Source organism: Halobacillus naozhouensis, from assembly GCF_029714185.1.
Taxonomy (GTDB): Bacteria; Bacillota; Bacilli; order Bacillales; family Halobacillaceae; genus Halobacillus_A; species Halobacillus_A naozhouensis.
Map to the genome: position 1 here is coordinate 1,076,529 of NZ_CP121671.1, position 16,839 is coordinate 1,093,367.

Annotated in this window: 16 protein-coding genes and 1 tRNA gene; 12 read left to right on the forward strand and 5 right to left on the reverse strand. The window is 42.3% G+C overall.

All coding sequences use genetic code 11. The annotated features are described in order from the left end of the window. Positions 1–86: 86 nt before the first annotated feature. Complete coding sequence (locus P9989_RS05570; RefSeq protein WP_283077814.1) at positions 87–569, reverse strand: hypothetical protein; 483 nt, start codon at positions 567–569, stop codon at positions 87–89. Positions 570–807: 238 nt separating this feature from the next. Here P9989_RS05570 and P9989_RS05575 point away from each other — a divergent pair, with 238 nt between their 5' ends. Continuing rightward, entirely contained in the window at positions 808–1,206 is a 399-nt protein-coding gene (locus P9989_RS05575) for a GNAT family N-acetyltransferase (protein WP_283077815.1), read from the forward strand. Between the two features lie 85 nt (positions 1,207–1,291). Here P9989_RS05575 and P9989_RS05580 read toward each other — a convergent pair whose 3' ends face one another. Genes P9989_RS05580 through P9989_RS05590 form a run of 3 tightly spaced genes read right to left on the reverse strand, consistent with a single transcriptional unit; the run spans position 1,292 to position 3,187 of the window. After that, complete coding sequence (locus P9989_RS05580; RefSeq protein ID WP_283077816.1) at positions 1,292–2,065, reverse strand: ABC transporter permease; 774 nt, start codon at positions 2,063–2,065, stop codon at positions 1,292–1,294. Beyond that, positions 2,043–2,963 carry an ABC transporter ATP-binding protein gene (locus P9989_RS05585; RefSeq protein WP_283077817.1) on the reverse strand — a complete coding sequence of 307 codons (921 nt, stop codon included), beginning with the start codon at positions 2,961–2,963 and terminating at the stop codon, positions 2,043–2,045. The genes P9989_RS05580 and P9989_RS05585 overlap by 23 nt, the downstream gene beginning before the upstream one ends. Before the next feature lie 2 nt (positions 2,964–2,965). Beyond that, positions 2,966–3,187, reverse strand: coding sequence for a PLDc N-terminal domain-containing protein (locus tag P9989_RS05590; RefSeq protein ID WP_283077818.1), 222 nt, complete (start codon positions 3,185–3,187; stop codon positions 2,966–2,968). Positions 3,188–3,493: 306 nt separating this feature from the next. On the opposite strand from P9989_RS05590, the gene trpE reads away from it, so the two are divergent. The 9 genes from trpE (at position 3,494) to P9989_RS05635 (ending at position 12,002) form a co-directional block, all read left to right on the forward strand. Then, positions 3,494–5,011 carry an anthranilate synthase component I gene (gene trpE, locus P9989_RS05595; protein WP_283077819.1) on the forward strand — a complete coding sequence of 506 codons (1,518 nt, stop codon included), beginning with the start codon at positions 3,494–3,496 and terminating at the stop codon, positions 5,009–5,011. After that, the gene (trpD, locus tag P9989_RS05600; RefSeq protein ID WP_283077820.1) at positions 5,008–6,030 is read left to right on the forward strand and encodes an anthranilate phosphoribosyltransferase; all 1,023 of its coding nucleotides are present in this window, start codon (positions 5,008–5,010) and stop codon (positions 6,028–6,030) included. The genes trpE and trpD overlap by 4 nt, the downstream gene beginning before the upstream one ends. Beyond that, positions 6,023–6,784 (forward strand): indole-3-glycerol phosphate synthase TrpC, encoded by a 762-nt coding sequence (gene trpC / locus P9989_RS05605; RefSeq protein WP_283077821.1) that lies wholly within the window; start codon positions 6,023–6,025, stop codon positions 6,782–6,784. Before trpD ends, trpC begins: the two co-directional genes overlap by 8 nt. Continuing rightward, on the forward strand, positions 6,784–7,446 hold the full coding sequence (locus tag P9989_RS05610) for a phosphoribosylanthranilate isomerase (protein WP_283077822.1): 663 nt from the start codon (positions 6,784–6,786) through the stop codon (positions 7,444–7,446). The genes trpC and P9989_RS05610 overlap by 1 nt, the downstream gene beginning before the upstream one ends. Next, positions 7,421–8,614, forward strand: a complete 1,194-nt coding sequence (gene trpB / locus P9989_RS05615; protein ID WP_283077823.1) for a tryptophan synthase subunit beta — start codon at positions 7,421–7,423, stop codon at positions 8,612–8,614. The genes P9989_RS05610 and trpB overlap by 26 nt, the downstream gene beginning before the upstream one ends. Position 8,615: 1 nt before the next feature. Further along, positions 8,616–9,416 carry a tryptophan synthase subunit alpha gene (gene trpA, locus P9989_RS05620; protein WP_283077824.1) on the forward strand — a complete coding sequence of 267 codons (801 nt, stop codon included), beginning with the start codon at positions 8,616–8,618 and terminating at the stop codon, positions 9,414–9,416. A gap of 33 nt (positions 9,417–9,449) precedes the next feature. Further along, positions 9,450–10,034, forward strand: a complete 585-nt coding sequence (locus P9989_RS05625; protein ID WP_283077825.1) for an anthranilate synthase component II — start codon at positions 9,450–9,452, stop codon at positions 10,032–10,034. Positions 10,035–10,393: 359 nt separating this feature from the next. Continuing rightward, complete coding sequence (locus P9989_RS05630) at positions 10,394–11,806, forward strand: sodium:solute symporter family protein (protein ID WP_283077826.1); 1,413 nt, start codon at positions 10,394–10,396, stop codon at positions 11,804–11,806. A gap of 123 nt (positions 11,807–11,929) precedes the next feature. Then, a tRNA-Ala gene (locus P9989_RS05635) sits at positions 11,930–12,002 on the forward strand. Positions 12,003–12,084: 82 nt separating this feature from the next. Here P9989_RS05635 and P9989_RS05640 read toward each other — a convergent pair. Beyond that, positions 12,085–12,966 (reverse strand): LysR family transcriptional regulator, encoded by an 882-nt coding sequence (locus P9989_RS05640; protein ID WP_283077827.1) that lies wholly within the window; start codon positions 12,964–12,966, stop codon positions 12,085–12,087. 250 nt (positions 12,967–13,216) lie between these two features. On the opposite strand from P9989_RS05640, the gene P9989_RS05645 reads away from it, so the two are divergent. Together P9989_RS05645 and P9989_RS05650 are read left to right on the forward strand one after the other, a co-directional pair. Beyond that, on the forward strand, positions 13,217–15,397 hold the full coding sequence (locus P9989_RS05645; protein WP_283077828.1) for a malate synthase G: 2,181 nt from the start codon (positions 13,217–13,219) through the stop codon (positions 15,395–15,397). Between the two features lie 149 nt (positions 15,398–15,546). Further along, positions 15,547–16,839, forward strand: coding sequence for an FAD-binding oxidoreductase (locus tag P9989_RS05650; RefSeq protein WP_283077829.1), 1,293 nt, complete (start codon positions 15,547–15,549; stop codon positions 16,837–16,839).

The window sequence follows — 16,839 nt, forward strand, 5'->3', positions numbered from 1 at the left end:
TATAATTATCCTTAAATCGAGATAGTTAAACTACTTTCAAGAAAAACTAATAACAAAACCGCCACTTAAGAAGGTGACGGTTTTATCTAAGATATAGAGTTGGTGATTTCCATGGCTTTCTTGAGGCGTTCTTCTTTGTTATTACTAGTATATTTGAGCTGGTAAATCACATCATCATCTCCATTATACCATTCTACAAAAACATGGTCGTCTCGTTTTTGAACACCTGCAACGCCTCCTGCGTCGAGAGGAATTTGCAACTCGGATTCTTGTAGATTATTGCCTGGGTTGAAGATCGTGCGAACAAGGGCTTGAACTTCAGATTTTGATTGATAAACAATCTCCGCTTCACTGCCTTTAACATTTGCTTTCAACGCCTCCAGGTCAAAAGGAAGCTTTTCTGGAAGTCCCAGCTTATCTTGCTTTTCCTGTGGTAAGGAATCTATTGGGGCTGCAAAAGTTTCTGGATAAAGTTCTTTTAGGTGACCTAACGAAAGGTCAGGCCCAGACGAGCAGCCTGCTAATAGAATAAAACAGATTACAAGAGATAGTCTATTGATGACTTTCATATGTACACTCCCTGTGTTAACTAACAACGTTATCATATACAGATCATATTTTAGCATAAATCGAGATAGATTAGAAAAGCTTTCAAAAGTTTGTTAAGAGTGATTCGATAAAATAATCTGAAACCAGGATACAGAGTCATTCGTTATATAAGTAAGTTAGTAGAAAATCTAGAGTTTCATGGGATGATTCAGAAAGAGAAGACTGATTAAAAACCATCTATTAAAAGGGGAGTATCCAATGAGTAACTTTGCAATTCGTACTTTTCAGGAAAATGACTTCGATATGATTCAGTCATTATTGCAACAAGAAGAATGGAGCAATCTTGTAAAAAATAGTGAGGAAACGATGCAGGCCTTACTGAATTCGGATCTTGCTTTAGTAGCAGTGGATGGTCAGGAAGTCGTAGGGTACTTAAGAGGCCTGACAGATGGGGCAGTAACCTTGTATATTTGTGAAGTGCTTATTAAAGAAGACTATCGGAAGAAAGGGATAGCTCAACAGCTCATGGAGGAAGCGCATGGCTGCTATCCAAGTACTAGAATTGAAATGCTGGCTACCAGTTCCTCGAAAGAATATTATACTGATCGTGGATATCGCGCTTTTTACGGATTTAGAAAAACCCCGGAAGAAGTGTAGAATAATTAATAAACATTTCCACCTCAGGTCATCCAATTGGTCATCCAATTTATGGATGACCTGAGGTGGTTAAATATGGGTGTGATCAGGCGAGTTCTTTGTGTTTCAGGATGTAGCTTGCTGAGATGAGCAGGGCAGTAATAAGCAGGATGGTTACGACTGCTGTTCCCCATAAGTTGTCAGGAATTGAACCAGTTTGAAGCATGTCGCCCAGGTACGATGTAAGAAGTGAAGGGTTCCATTCTATGATATGAGCCAATATCATACTAAGAATAAACATTGCGACCAATGTGGCGATTGATAAGAACGCTGCTAAGCCGGGCGTTTTTACCAGGGTATTCATGAAGATGGTCACGGTAATCACAAAGATTATCCAAAGTCCGTAAAAACCTGCAGCAGCCCCTATTAGTTCAAAGCTTAACTCACCGAACAGGAGGTTGACATAGTACCAGCTGCCAAGTATTCCGGCCATCATGCTAAGCAAACTCAGCACGACAATACTTGCCCATTTGGCTGTCACATACGTGCCATAGCGGACCGGCTTTACGAGAATCAATTCTGCAATTCCACTCTTGCGTTCGTTGGCAATTGTGCCCATGGACATAAGGACGAGAACAGCTATGCCAATCATATTAAATTGGCCGATGCTCATCATAAATACGTCCGCAGGGGGAGGAGTAGGAATTTCAATTGTTGCTCCTTCAGGCAACCCGCCAACAGACTCGAGAATTTGCGGCAAATAGTAGGTAGATAGTGGATCCATAATTCCGAGCAATATAAATACGAGTGGTACCCAAATCAATTTATAATTACGCCACGCTCCGATCGATTCTGTTTTAAAAACGGTCATCCACTGCATGCCCATTCACCACCTTCATAAATAAATCCTCAAGCGTTATTCGTCCAACCTCGAAATGCTCCAAATCCCATCCTTCTTCTAAAGATTGTTTTAAAAGCTGTTCGCGCGCAGATTTTATGTCGCTCACATATAAATCGAGTCGCTGCTTATCTCTTTCCACACGATTAATAAAATCCAGCTGATCGACCTTACTCTTCAAAACCTCTGGAGGAAGTTCTGACTGGATTGAAATTTTGTCCACATGATGTCTTTTTCTTAGCTGATCTAACGGACCAGATTCAACGATCGATCCTTTATGCATTAATAAAATTTCGTCACTTGCTTCTTCTGCATCACTGAGAATATGAGTAGAAAAAAGCAGTGTTGTTTCCCGCTTTAATTCTTCCATTAAGTTAAGTACATCGCGCCGGCCAATGGGATCGAGGGCTGACACAGGTTCATCCAGCATCAGCAGCTTCGGCCGGTGGATCATCGCTTGAGCGATCCCCAGGCGCTGTTTCATTCCGCCAGAGTAGGTAGCGATCTTACGTTTGGCAGCGTCTTTTAACCCAACTCTTTCTATTAAAAGTTCCGCCTTTTTTCTTGCTTCTTTTTTACTTAAATAAGCAAGCTGTCCTACATAGATAAGGAACTCTTTGCCTGTCATCCAAAGGTGAAAGTGAGGGTGTTGAGGAAGGTAACCGATCTCTCTTCTAATATCCTTATGGTTGGAAGTGCCAAGGTTAATTGAACCGCTTGTTGGGCGAATTAATCCCGACATCATTCTTAATGTGGTTGTCTTGCCGGCGCCGTTTGGACCTAATAAGGCAATACAGTTTCCAAGAGATAGTTGAAAACTGAGGGATTTCACAGCAGTGTTTTTGCCGTACAATTTAGTAAGCTGGTCGACTTTAATCATTATTAATAATCTCGCTTTCCAAAAATGAAATAGATAATTGGACCAATAATATTAATAAAAATAATAATAATGGCCCACATCCACTTCGGTCCGTTTGCTGCTTCAACTTTTGCTAAACTGATGAGGGCTACGATCATAAGTAAGAGCTGAATGATGAATAATGGAGCTAATATTGCAAAGTTCTCCTGAATAACTCGTGTGACGTCCTGCATTAGCAAAATCATAAGTTTACCTCCTCATTCGTTCTGATGGTTTCTGTACGTTTAAGCAATCATGTTGGTTTCCTTTTTTAAACGAAAACGTTTGACTTTATTATCAGAATTTTATACACTGTTACGAAAGTATTTAGAGTTGAGAATGAGATTAGATGAGTTGAGGAAATAGGATGAGTTGAGCAGAGAGAGCTAGGGATCCTTGGACATGAGGAGCCGTTTGGATTGCCTGAGCCAAATTTTGATTTTTCATCCCCTATTTATACCCCTCAACGTCTCATTTTCCATAAAAATTTTTATGGAGAGGTGAGTCCGCATATGAGTAATACTACCCTGGAATCGTTCCTTGCAAGCGTCAAGGAATTTAAAACGATTCCCATCACTAAAACGTTTTACACCGATACGTTAACACCCATTCACATGTTTCACGCATTGAAAGATGAAGCCGTTTATATGCTTGAAAGCCAGGACCCGGAATCTCCATGGTCTAATTTCTCATTCATTGGGTTAGATCCAATGATAGAAATTAAACAGAACGAAGGTTATTTTGTTATCCGTGATGTTCGTACAGGTCGAGAGGAGAAAAGGTCTTCCTTTAAAGAAGCCTACGAAAGTACAGTCGATCAGCTTGACGTGCAGCCTGCTGAGGTTTCTTTACCATTTAAAGGTGGGGCAGTCGGCTATATGGCCTATGATGCGATCTCTGATTATGAGCCTGTGCCACAAGCGATCCAGGATGATATAGACTTATCCAATTACCATCTATTATTCTGCCAGACACTCATTGCTTACAATCACCGAACAAAGGAAGCAACCATTCTGACTTATACCAGACTCGGTGAAGACACGGAAGTAGATCAGGCATTCTATTCGGCACAAGAACGATTACAAACGATAGAGAGAGCCTTAAAAGGTCAGAACTTCTTGCCCGATTTAATGCTTGGTGATGAAAAAGAAAATCTCACACCGTCTATAAAATTTGCCAGTAATTATCAAAAGCCTGTGTTTAAACAGGATGTAGAAACCATCAAAGAGTACATTCGAGCAGGAGATATCTTTCAAGCCGTTTTGTCGCAGCGTTTTGAGGCAATAACCAATAGAAACGGCTTTGAACTGTATCGGGTTTTAAGAAAAGTGAATCCTTCACCATATATGTTTTATTTACATTTTGACGAGGTAGAAGTGATTGGAAGTTCACCGGAGCGGCTGCTGCAGGTGCAGGAACAGCTGTTAGAAATTCATCCGATCGCCGGCACAAGAAAAAGAGGCGCAACACAAGAGGAAGATGATGCCCTGGCTGAAGAGCTGCTGGCCGATGAGAAGGAACAGGCAGAACATCGGATGCTAGTCGATTTAGCCCGTAATGATATTGGGAGAGTCTCTGAGTACGGAACAGTCAACGTTTATGATTATATGACCATCGGACGTTTTTCCAAAGTTATGCACATTATCAGTAAAGTAACAGGCCAATTGAAAAAGGAGATTTCTCCAATTGATGCCCTGATTTCAGCTTTCCCGGCAGGCACGCTATCTGGAGCACCAAAGGTCCGGGCGATGCAAATTTTACGAGAACTGGAACCAACTCCAAGACATCTTTATGGAGGAGGCATTGTTTATTTAGGGTTTGATGGCAACATCGACTCTTGTATTACGATCCGGACGATGACTAAGATGAATGAAAAAGTATACGTACAGGCAGGAGCTGGCATCGTGGCTGATTCTGACCCTGAGACAGAGTACCAAGAAACGTTAAACAAAGCGAGTGCCTTAAAGAGGACGATTGAGCTAGCAGAGCAGTTATTTGAGCAGAGTAGAGAGGGAGCTGAGACAAAATGAAACAGCAATTAAGCAGCTTAGTGGAAGGCAACGTATTAACAGAGGAAGAAGCTTATCAGACTATGACTCAGATCATGAACGGTGAGGTATCCACAGGACAGCTCATGAGTATGCTTTCCATCATGCGTCACAGAGGTGAAGCTGTGGAAGAAATGACGGGGTTCGTCCGAGCGATGCGCGCTAAGATGACAAAGCTTGAAATGGCACCGGATGATCTCGTTGACACGTGCGGTACCGGAGGCGACAGCAGTTCCACCTTTAATATTTCTACAGCCGTTTCGATTATATTGGCGGCACTTGATGTGAAAGTTGCCAAGCACGGCAACCGTAAAGTATCCTCCAAGAGCGGAAGTGCTGATGTTTTAGAAGCACTGAGGGTCCCGATCGCTTCAACACCAGAACAAGGTGTTAAGGCGATTACGGAAAAAGGGATGACCTTTTTGTTTGCCCCTAATTATCACCAGGCGATGAAACATGCGGTTCCAGCTCGTCAGGAACTCGGTTTTCGAACGGTGTTTAATTTACTTGGTCCGATGGCAAACCCTGCTAATGCCCGGCGCCAGTTGATCGGAATTTATGATACGTCTTACGCTGAAAAAATGGCAGAAACGCTGAGACAGCTAGGGAGTAAAAATGTACTATTCGTTACCGGCCGGGACGGATTGGACGAAATTACGATGACTGGGGTAACGGATGTTGTAGAGTTGAAAGACGGCAAGATTGAAAGATTTACCCTCTCCCCTGAAGACCTTGGACTCACAAGAGGAAAACTTGCAGAGATTCAAATTACGGATAGTCAGCAGAGTGCTGAGTTAATTCAACAAGTCCTATCGGGAGAAGCCAATGACAGTGCGATGACAATCGTGACGATGAATGCAGCAGCGGGGCTTTACGTGGCTGGAAAAGCTGCCAGCTTAACGGATGGCGTAAAACGTGTCAAGGACGCGATCAACAGCGGAAGCGTACAAACATATTTCACATCGATCCAGGAAGAAAAGGAGAATTGCCAGTATGCTTGAAACCATTTTAGCTATAAAAAAACAAGAGATAGAACGATTGTATTTGCCTGAGGAAGCAAATGTAGCGAAACACTCTTTCTATCAATCTTTGAAACAATCACCTTATGCAGCCGGCTTGATAGCTGAAGTGAAGAAGGCATCACCATCAAAAGGGATTATTCGTGAGGATTTTAATCATGTGATGGTTGGAAAACAGTACTCTGATGCTGGAGTACAGGCAATTTCAGTGTTAACAGATCAACACTTTTTTCAGGGACATCGTGATTTTTTAACAGATATTAAAAAGTTTGTAGATGTGCCGGTAATGAGGAAGGATTTCATTATCGATCCTGTTCAAGTGGCAGAAAGTCAGTTGATTGGTGCGGACGCGATTTTGCTAATTGGAGAAGCTCTTGAAGCAAGCAAACTGCATGAGCTTTATTTACAGGCGTATGAAGCGGGCCTTGAAGTGCTGGTTGAGGTACACAGTGAGGAGACGCTAGAAGGGATATTAAAGGAATTCACCCCGAAGATTATCGGGATTAATAACCGTAATCTGCACACGTTTGAGACGACACTTGAGCAGACGAAACAGATAGCGAAACTGGTGCCGAGCGACTGTTTACTCGTTTCTGAAAGTGGGATATTTACTCATGAAGACATTGAGCAGGTTGCCGGTTATGGGGCAGAAGCCGTGTTAGTCGGAGAATCGTTGATGCGCCAAGCTAATATAAAACAGGCAGTTGAACAATTAATGAAAGGGGTGAACGTGTGATGCTTGAACCGTTAGTGAAATTTTGCGGCAATCGGTCCTTACGTGATGTGCAGAAGACGGCTTCTTCATCAGCGACTCACCTCGGGTTTATATTTGTAAATAGTACGAAGCGTTATGTGCGTCCAGAACAGGTTGGTAAGTGGATAAGAAGAGTGCGTCCTCAGCAAAAAATCGTCGGTGTTTTTGTAGAACCTTCTATGGAACAGTTAGACGAAGTGTTGGCTTTTGCGCCATTGGATGTTATTCAGCTTCATGGCAAAGAAACAGTATCAGATATTTTGAAAATTAAAGAATCGTTTGATCTGCCGGTATGGAAGGTAATCCATCATCAGGAAAACGGCTTAGAGCAAATGGACCTCTTTAAAGGTGTAGTTGATGGCTATGTGATCGATTCGAAGGTCGCCGGATCTCATGGCGGCACGGGAGTTCGATTTAACTGGAATGCAATTGGAAACTATCTTGAGGCAGCGAATGCCCAAAACGTATCTTGTCTTATAGCAGGCGGAATTAACCCAGATAATATTGAGCAGTTAATGGATGATCATCCAGATGGAATCGACGTATCAAGTGGAATTGAAACAGATGAGCAAAAGGATCTTAATAAAATTCAAGCCGTTATGAAAGGAGTGGAACGTCATGTTGCAAGTGTTTCCGGATGTTAAAGGTCGATTTGGAGATTTTGGAGGTAAATATGTTCCTGAAACGTTAATGGGGCCGCTGCAGGAACTGGAAGAGGAATTAAATAAAGCAATGGATGACCCAGATTTCCTTCAGGAGTACCATGATGTATTGAAAGAATATGCCGGGCGCCCTACTTCATTAAGTTTTGCCGATAAAATGACAGAACATTTAGGCGGAGCAAAAATCTATCTGAAAAGAGAAGATTTGAACCATACCGGGGCTCACAAGATGAATAATGCAATTGGCCAGGCATTGCTTGCCAAACGGATGGGGAAAAAAAGAATTCTCGCTGAAACAGGGGCTGGTCAGCATGGGGTTGCCGCTGCGACTGTAGCAGCCAAGTTTGGCCTTGAATGTCAGGTGTTCATGGGCGAAGAAGATATTCGCCGCCAGGAGTTAAATGTGTTCCGTATGAAATTGCTCGGTGCGAAGGTTACTCCGGTTTCCAGCGGTAATGGGACGCTGAAGGATGCCACAAATGAAGCGATTAGATACTGGGTAGCGAATTGTGAAGACCATTTCTATCTGATTGGATCTGTGGTTGGCCCACACCCTTACCCGAAAATGGTCCGGGATTTTCAGCGTGTGATTGGTGATGAATCGAAACAGCAATTTTTAGAGGTTGAAGCAGAGCTTCCTGACCGGATCTACGCTTGTGTTGGCGGCGGGAGTAACGCAATGGGGATGTTTTATCCATTTCTGGAGGATGCTTCTGAGCTGATCGGGGTGGAAGCAGCCGGTAAAGGAATCGAGACTTCTGAACACGCTGCAACGTTAACAAAAGGGAACCCGGGTGTCATACACGGTTCACTGACGTATTTAATGCAAGATAAAAATGGACAAATAACCGAGCCCTATTCGATCTCAGCTGGATTAGATTACCCAGGCATTGGTCCGGAGCACGCTCACCTCTTCCAAACGAAGCGGGTCAGATATGAGTCGATTACCGATAAAGAAGCACTAGATGCGTTGAAGCTTTTGACGGAACAGGAAGGGATTATTCCGGCGATTGAAAGCGCCCATGCGCTGGCCCAGGCTTTTAAAGAAGCAGTAGAAATGAGCTCCGATCAAACGATCCTGATTAATCTTTCAGGACGCGGAGATAAGGATATGGCGACATTAATGCAGCATTTTCAGGAGGAGGAGTAACATGCTCACGAAAACATCTTTCAAGGGTAAACTGACGAAGACCGAAGATTTGTTTATTCCTTTTATTGTAGCGGGGGACCCAACTCCAGAACTTACGATTGAATTTGCCCTTCGATTACAGGAAGCAGGGGCAGATGTGCTTGAGCTTGGCATTCCTTATTCTGATCCACTTGCAGATGGTCCTACTATTCAACGTGCTGCCAAACGTGCTTTAAAAAATGAGATGTCGTTAACGAAAGCCATTGAACTCGTGCCTGAGATGCGCCAGGCGGGTCTTGAGATTCCAGTTGTTATTTTCACTTATTATAATCCAGTGCTGCAGCTAGGGTATGACCGATTCTTTGAGCTGCTTGATGAAAACGGTGCAGAAGGGGTGTTGATCCCTGATTTACCTTTTGAAGAAAGTGAAGAAATACGCAAGCTGGCGTCTGAACGTGACGTAGAATTTATCTCCCTTGTAGCCCCGAATTCAGACAAACGAATTAAGCAGATTGCTGAGCATGCGAACGGATTTCTCTATTGTGTATCAACACTTGGTGTAACAGGGGAACGAAATGAAATGTCTGCGGATGTCTTAACTTTTATTAAAAAAGTAAAAGAGCATAGTTCCGTTCCTGTTGCCGTAGGGTTCGGTATATCGACTAATGAACACGTCAACCTGGTGCGCGAACATGCTGACGGTGTCATTATTGGGAGTAAGATTATCCGTTTGATTGAAGATGAGATTGAGGCATTTAAGGATGGAGAAGAGGCAGACGCTCTTGAACGTTTCAACAAGAGTGTCCGTGAGCTTGTTAAATAGGAAGAGAGGCTGAGCATAGAGGAGTTGAGCAGAGTGATATATATGATCGACCACTATGATTCATTTACCTACAACATCGTGCAATACTTAGGCGAGTTAGGTGAAGAAATCGTTGTCCGGCGTAATGATCAGGCGAGCATAGCTGAAATTAAGCAAATGCGGCCAGACTTGTTGTTGTTGTCACCAGGTCCTTGTTCCCCAGATGAGACAGGGACCACACTGGAAATCATTAAGTATTTTAAAGAAGAGGTACCGATTTTCGGAGTGTGTCTCGGTCATCAGACAATTGCCCAAAGCTTTGGTGGAAAGGTGGTTCGCGCCGATCAACTGATGCACGGGAAGTCTTCACAAGTCCATCATGATGCTCAGGGTATTTATGAAGGACTAAGTAATCCGATGGAAGCGATGCGCTACCACTCATTAATAGTGGATCTAGATGGATTGCCAGAATGCTTTGAAGTGACTGCTGCAACTGTAGAAGGGGAAATCATGGGGATCCGGCATGTAAGTTTGCCGATAGAAGGGGTGCAATTTCATCCAGAATCGATTGGAACTAGGGACGGAAAACAATTGTTGAGTAATTTAATTAGGCAGCGAGTAAAAGCTATTATTTCTTAAGGAATAAAGCCTGTTGGCAAATAAATGCCAACAGGCTTTTGTAGGTATTTAGACTTATTTTTTCAATAGTATTTAGCTACTCGAATTTGATTTATTTAAAGTTTCGCAATAATAATGCAATTTCTCTAAGCTATGTCACAGAGGTGATAAGTCACTTTGTGAAAAAATAACATACTCATAAATAGCGATAAAACAGCTGTTTTTTAGAAAATAATAGCTATTTTCACAATCTATGAAACTGTGTTAGGTTAGATAACGTTGTGTCAACGAGCTCGTATAACACGCTGTGATTGGGAGAAAATAGTCTGGACAATTAAATTTGAAATTATTTTTTAATCTTAGGAGTTGAGTATGTAGTTATGGAATTGCAAAATGATCCGACTTTACTTTGGTTTATCGGACTTTATGCCGTTGTCATGATCGGTATTGGAATATTTACATCAAAAAAAGTGTCAGGAAGTGAAGACTTCGTTCTGGCTGGAAAGAGTTTGGGCCCTTTCGTATTAATGGGGACACTGCTCGCTACATGGACAGGGAGCGGAAGTATTTCTGGCGGTGAGACCTCAATGGCCTTCAGTTACGGAATTTGGCCTGCATTAATGCTGATGCTTCCTACGCTGTTAGGTATTATTATTCTTTATGTCATTGCACCAAAAATCCGTGAATTCGGTAAATTTACAGTATCAGGCATTCTGCAGGCGAAATATGGCCGTAAGTCACGGAATATTGCCAGTGTAATTATTATTCTGGCCTATGTAGGAATTGTGTCTTATCAAATGAAGGGCTTTGGTTTTATATTAAACTTGACCACAGGCATGTCTGTAGGATTAGGTACACTGCTTGGCGGTATCATGATTATCTTTTTAGCGATGATCGGCGGTTTGCGTTCGGTATCCCAAACCGATGCGATCAGTGGCTTTTTAATGGTTGGTGGGCTTATCATTACAGTGCCTACGATTATTGCAGTTGCTGGTGGCTGGGGAGACATCGTTGCCAACGTCCCAGAATCTCATATGACAGCAACTGGCGGTTTAACAACAATCCAGCTGATGGGTTACCTGCTTCCATCACTGTTTCTATTATTAGGTGACCAAAATATGTATCAGCGCCTTGCTTCATCTAAAGGCGACAGTTCTGCTAAAAAGGGTCAAATCGGCTGGCTGATTGCCATGATTATCATTTCACCATCTATTTCGATTATTGCCTTCGCCTCACGTTCTATTTTCCCTAATATTGATCCTGGGATGGCCTTGATGGCAACAACGCTTGCTTTGCCGACAGTGATTGGCGGAATTTTACTTGCTTCAGCAGCCTCCTTTATCATCACGACAGGTAATTCCTATCTGCTATCTGCAGCGACCAACTTGACATATGATATTTATAGCAATTATGTTGATAAAGAAGCCTCAGATAAAAAATTGTTGGGCATGACACGTCTTTTCATCGTTATACTGGGTGTGCTTTCTTACTTGCTGATTAGGTATTTCCCAACTGTACTCAGCGTACAAATGTATGCTTACACCGTATATGGAGCCGGTTTAACACCAGCATTACTCGCTGTCTTCTTCTGGAAACGTGTCAATGCGATCGGCGGCATTTCTTCTATGCTATCAGGGGTAGTAGCCACATTAGTATGGGAATTGATCTTGCAAAAGCCGTTCGATATCAATAGTGTCGTTATTGCCGTTCCGATTGCCGTTATTGTCTTGATTGTGGTTACGCTTATGACAACAAGTGGTAATGGGAACAATCGTGAACCAGTGAATGCTTAATAAGAATGAATAAGCCTCCCTTTTGTTGCAGGGAGGCTTTCATTATATGAAATGTACAATTATTTAAAAAAAGTATTGATTAGATAAAGTTGAAACGATATAATAATTATTGTCGATTCAGACGGGGCATTAGCTCAGCTGGGAGAGCGCTACACTGGCAGTGTAGAGGTCAGCGGTTCGAGCCCGCTATGCTCCATTACTACAGAAATACCTTAAACCCCTGTTTTAGCAGGGGTTTTTCTTATGCTTACTCCAAGTAAAAAGTAGTAACCCCGATTTTACGTCACAAACCCCTTCGCCATCGCGATAAATTCCCGGACACTGTACGGTAAGTACTTATTCTTCTTCCACACCATCCCTAACTCAAGGTTGATATTAGAATTCGTTAAGGAAACCGCCTTTATCTCCGGATTATTAATTTTTTCACAGATTTTACTGGGTAACAAGGCGATCCCGAGCTTAGCTTCAACCATTTCAATCATAAAATCTTTTTGCGAACTGTGGCAGACGACTTTCGGTTCGAATCCTTTCAATCCACACTCTTCCATAATCCGGTCATGGAGAGTAAAGTCTTCTCGATACAAAATAAAGGGTTCATTTTGCAATCCCGATAAATCGACGGATGGGTGCTCGGCTAATGGGTGAGAGCTAGGTACGATTAACATTAAAGGATCTTTGATAACTCTGACGATTTCAAAGTTTTCTTTTTTTATAGGAGTATTGCAAATCAAGCCAATATCGAGGGAACCTTCATCCACTCCGCGCTTAATTTCCTTCGAGCCTACCTCCGTTAAACTGATTTCAATGAATGGATAAATTTCTTTGAAATGAGTAATCAGTTTTGAGAAAAAAGCTGCTCCAATAATGGGAGGGATGCCGATTCTTATTTCACCTTTTTTTAATTCCATAATATCTGTAAGTTCTGATGTTAAGTTAGAGAACGCCTCGAGCACATCCTTGGCATTGGCTAACACGGCTTTTCCGGCATCTGTTAATTCGAGGTGTTTGGATCGATAGAATAAGGGGACTTCTAATTCATCTTCCAAGTTTTTAACAACTTTACTGATGGAAGGTTGAGATACATGTAAGGAAACGGCTGCTTTCGTAAAGCTTAAATGTTTGGCAACTTCTGAGAAATATTCCAAATGTCGAATATCCATAGAATTCCTCCAGTTTTTAGCGAAAAATCAATTATAACTAAATTGAATACATCACATTCTATATATGTATTTTTGGTGTCTGAATATTTATTATATTATAAAAGGTGAGACGCGGGAAGGTGTAGCTGAATGGAAGGCCGAATATATTGGAAAGGCCCTCAGCTGCGAGTGAAATGCAGAAACAGTTGCGGGAACTCGTCAAGAATGCATTCCGCCAGTAAACCTATTCATTTTAAGGAGGAAATGACCTATGAAGGAATACGTCCAAATTGAAAATCTTCAAGTATCCCCTGTTTTATATGAATTTATTAATTCGGAAGCCCTACCTGGAAGCGGACTGACAGGTGAGGAGTTTTGGCATGGTTTAGCAGCTATCATTCAAGATCTTTCTCCCAAAAATAAGCGCTTGTTAGCTAAAAGAGATAAAATGCAACAGCAGATAAATGAGTGGCATAAAGAACATAAGCATGATTTTGACAAAGAAAATTACAAGTCGTTTTTAAAAGAGATTCAATACTTGGAACCACCTGTGGAAGAGGCACAAATCACTACTGAACATGTGGACGATGAGATTGCACATCAGGCAGGTCCTCAGCTTGTGGTGCCCGTGAATAATGCTCGTTATGCGATCAATGCAGCAAATGCTCGTTGGGGAAGCCTGTATGATGCTCTTTACGGAACTGACGTGATTAGTGAAGAGGATGGGGCGGAAATAGGAAGATCATACAATCCTCTCCGCGGTGAGAAGGTCATTGCTTATGCTAAGGAGTTTTTAGATCGAGTTGTACCTTTACAACAAGGGTCCCATAAAGAAGTAGAGGTTTACTTCGTCAATAGCGGCAAATTAGCTGCTACGTTAAGTAATGGCAAAACAGTCGGTCTAAAAGAACACGAACAGTTGACAGGATATACTGGGCAACCGCAGCAACCTGAAGCCCTCTTAATTAAAAACAATGGCATTCATTTTGAAATCGCAATTGATCGAGACGATTCAATCGGGAAAACAGACAAGGCTGGTGTAAAGGATATTCTTGTGGAATCCGCCTTAACGACCATTATGGACTGCGAAGATTCGGTTGCTGCGGTCGACGCTGAGGATAAGGTACTCGTCTATAGCAATTTACTAGGTTTATATAAAGGGGATTTATCAACAACGTTTACAAAAGGTGACCGAACGATTACGAGAACATTAAACCCTGATCGGACGTACTTTTCACCAGAGGGAGAGGAATTCTCGCTACCTGGACGTTCGCTCATGTTTGTCCGTAATGTCGGTCATCTAATGACAAGCGATGCTGTACTTGATAAGGATGGAAACGAAGTTCCTGAAGGGGTATTAGATACTGTTATCACCGGTTTGTTAGGGAAACATGATGTATTAAGAAATGGAAACTATCAAAATTCTACTCAAGGTTCAGTTTATATTGTTAAGCCAAAAATGCATGGGTCCGAGGAAGTCGCGTTCGCGAATGAACTCTTTAATCGTACGGAAGACTTGCTTGATTTAGACCGTAATACGTTAAAAATTGGCGTAATGGATGAAGAACGTCGTACTACTTTAAACTTAAAAGCAGCTATTCATGAAGTAAAAGAGCGGATCGTCTTCATTAATACAGGTTTCCTCGATCGAACGGGTGATGAGATCCATACTTCCATGGAAGCGCATGGTCCAATGATCCGTAAGAATGACATGAAGTCTTCGAAGTGGCTTCAAGGCTATGAGAAATCGAATGTAAAAGCAGGAATGGAAAGTGGATTACAGGGCAGGGCGCAAATCGGTAAAGGGATGTGGGCGATGCCGAACATGATGAAAGCCATGATGGAACAGAAAGGCGGACATCTTGAAGCAGGTGCCAACACTGCGTGGGTACCATCGCCAACCGCGGCTACTTTGCACGCACTGCATTATCATGAGGTAGATGTACGCGATGTACAAAATCATTTATCACAATCACTAACGGACCAGCAGGATGATATTTTAGCAATTCCGTTAACAGCTGATCCGCAGTGGACTCCAGAGGAAGTGCAGGAAGAACTGGATAATAATGCTCAAGGGATTCTAGGCTACGTTGTGCGCTGGGTGGAGCAAGGAGTTGGCTGTTCGACAGTACCTGATATTAATAATGTCGGGCTGATGGAAGACCGTGCCACATTAAGAATCTCTAGCCAGCATATCGCGAATTGGCTTCATCACGGAGTATGCTCGGAGGAACAGGTGCTGGAAACATTAAAACGAATGGCTAAAGTAGTGGATCAGCAAAATGCTTCTGATCCAGAGTATCGAAATATGGCTCCGGACTATGACGATTCTGTAGCTTTTCAAGCTGCTTGTGACTTGGTATTTAAAGGTTTGGAGCAGCCAAGTGGGTACACTGAGCCGATTCTTCATCGTCGTCGGATTGAAGCGAAAAGCCGGGTCCACGCTAAATAATGGGAGGTAGGACCATAGTTTATGGTCCTCTTACCTCATCATAAAAGCCTTCCATATATTTTTTTTGAGATTATTTTTTGAATATTTAAATATTTTGTCGAAATATGCAGGGTTACCACACAGCAAGCTTTCATAGGAGGCGGATGGTCATGGAGCTGAAAGAGACCATAAATGAAAAGAGGATCCCGAATAAAGCGTTTGGTAATAACGGATTGTCTGTACTCACCCCAATATCTGAAAGTGAAATTTCAACTATACTCAAGGCTGCTCAGGAGGAAAAGAAGAAGGTATCTGTTATGGGCAGGGGAACGAAGCAAGGTTATGGAGGCGGGATGGAAGAGTACGATTATTTGCTATCTTTAGCTAAGTATAAGGGGATTGTTGAACATACTGTCGGGGATATGACGGTGACTGTAAAACCTGGTACGACTATATCGGAACTACAGAATTACTTGCATGAGCATAATCAGATGGTGGCCATAGACCCCGACTGGCCTGGTGATTCGACAGTTGGCGGTGTTATTGCAGCGAACGAAAGTGGACCCAAACGGTTAACGTATGGATCAGCACGGGATCTGGTGATTGGTTTACGGATTGTATATCCAGACGGAAGTGTGATTCGTACAGGAGGTAAAGTCGTAAAAAATGTCGCGGGCTATGATATGAACAAGCTTTTTATTGGATCGATGGGTACTCTTGGAGTGATTTCTGAAATCACATTAAAATTGCGCCCTGCCCCTAAGTATGAGAGCTTAGTAATCCTCTCCGCAGCGGAAGACCAGCTTGAGAAATTGCGAGCATTTGCAGTTCAGCTGCAGGATTCGATGCTGGAACCGGGTTCATTGGAATTACTGAATCCAACGCTATCCTATAATCTACTTAATAAACACGAGTATACCTTATTAATCTCATTTGAAGATGTAGAAAGTTCGGTTCAATACCAAGAGAATTGGGTGGAAAATCACAAACCTGCGGGAACAAAAACAACCCGATTATCGGTACAGGAATCCAAAGATTTTTGGGCTCAATTTACTGCGAACGCTCCGAATTGCTTACACGAACTGTGTGACAGTGATGAGGTAGAGGGAATTCTGAAAATAGGAAGTAAAAACTTAGATGTGTTCGAGATTATTGAAGAAAGTCATAGTATTCAAGAAAAATACGATATGAAGGTGGAATCCCACGGTGGAGCAGGTCACGGGATAAGTCATATCCTTTTGAAAGGATCAGAAACGAGTATGAAGCTGGCGATTCCATATATCAGAAATATTGCTGAACAAAAGAGTGGTCATGCTACTATCAAATATTTACCGCTTACCCTTCGAACAGAATTAAACGTCTGGGGAAGTCCTCCTTCCTACTTTTTCTTATTCAAAGGCATTAAGGAAAAAGTAGATCCCCATAACACGTTAAATTATAAGAGGTTCATAGGAGGGATATAG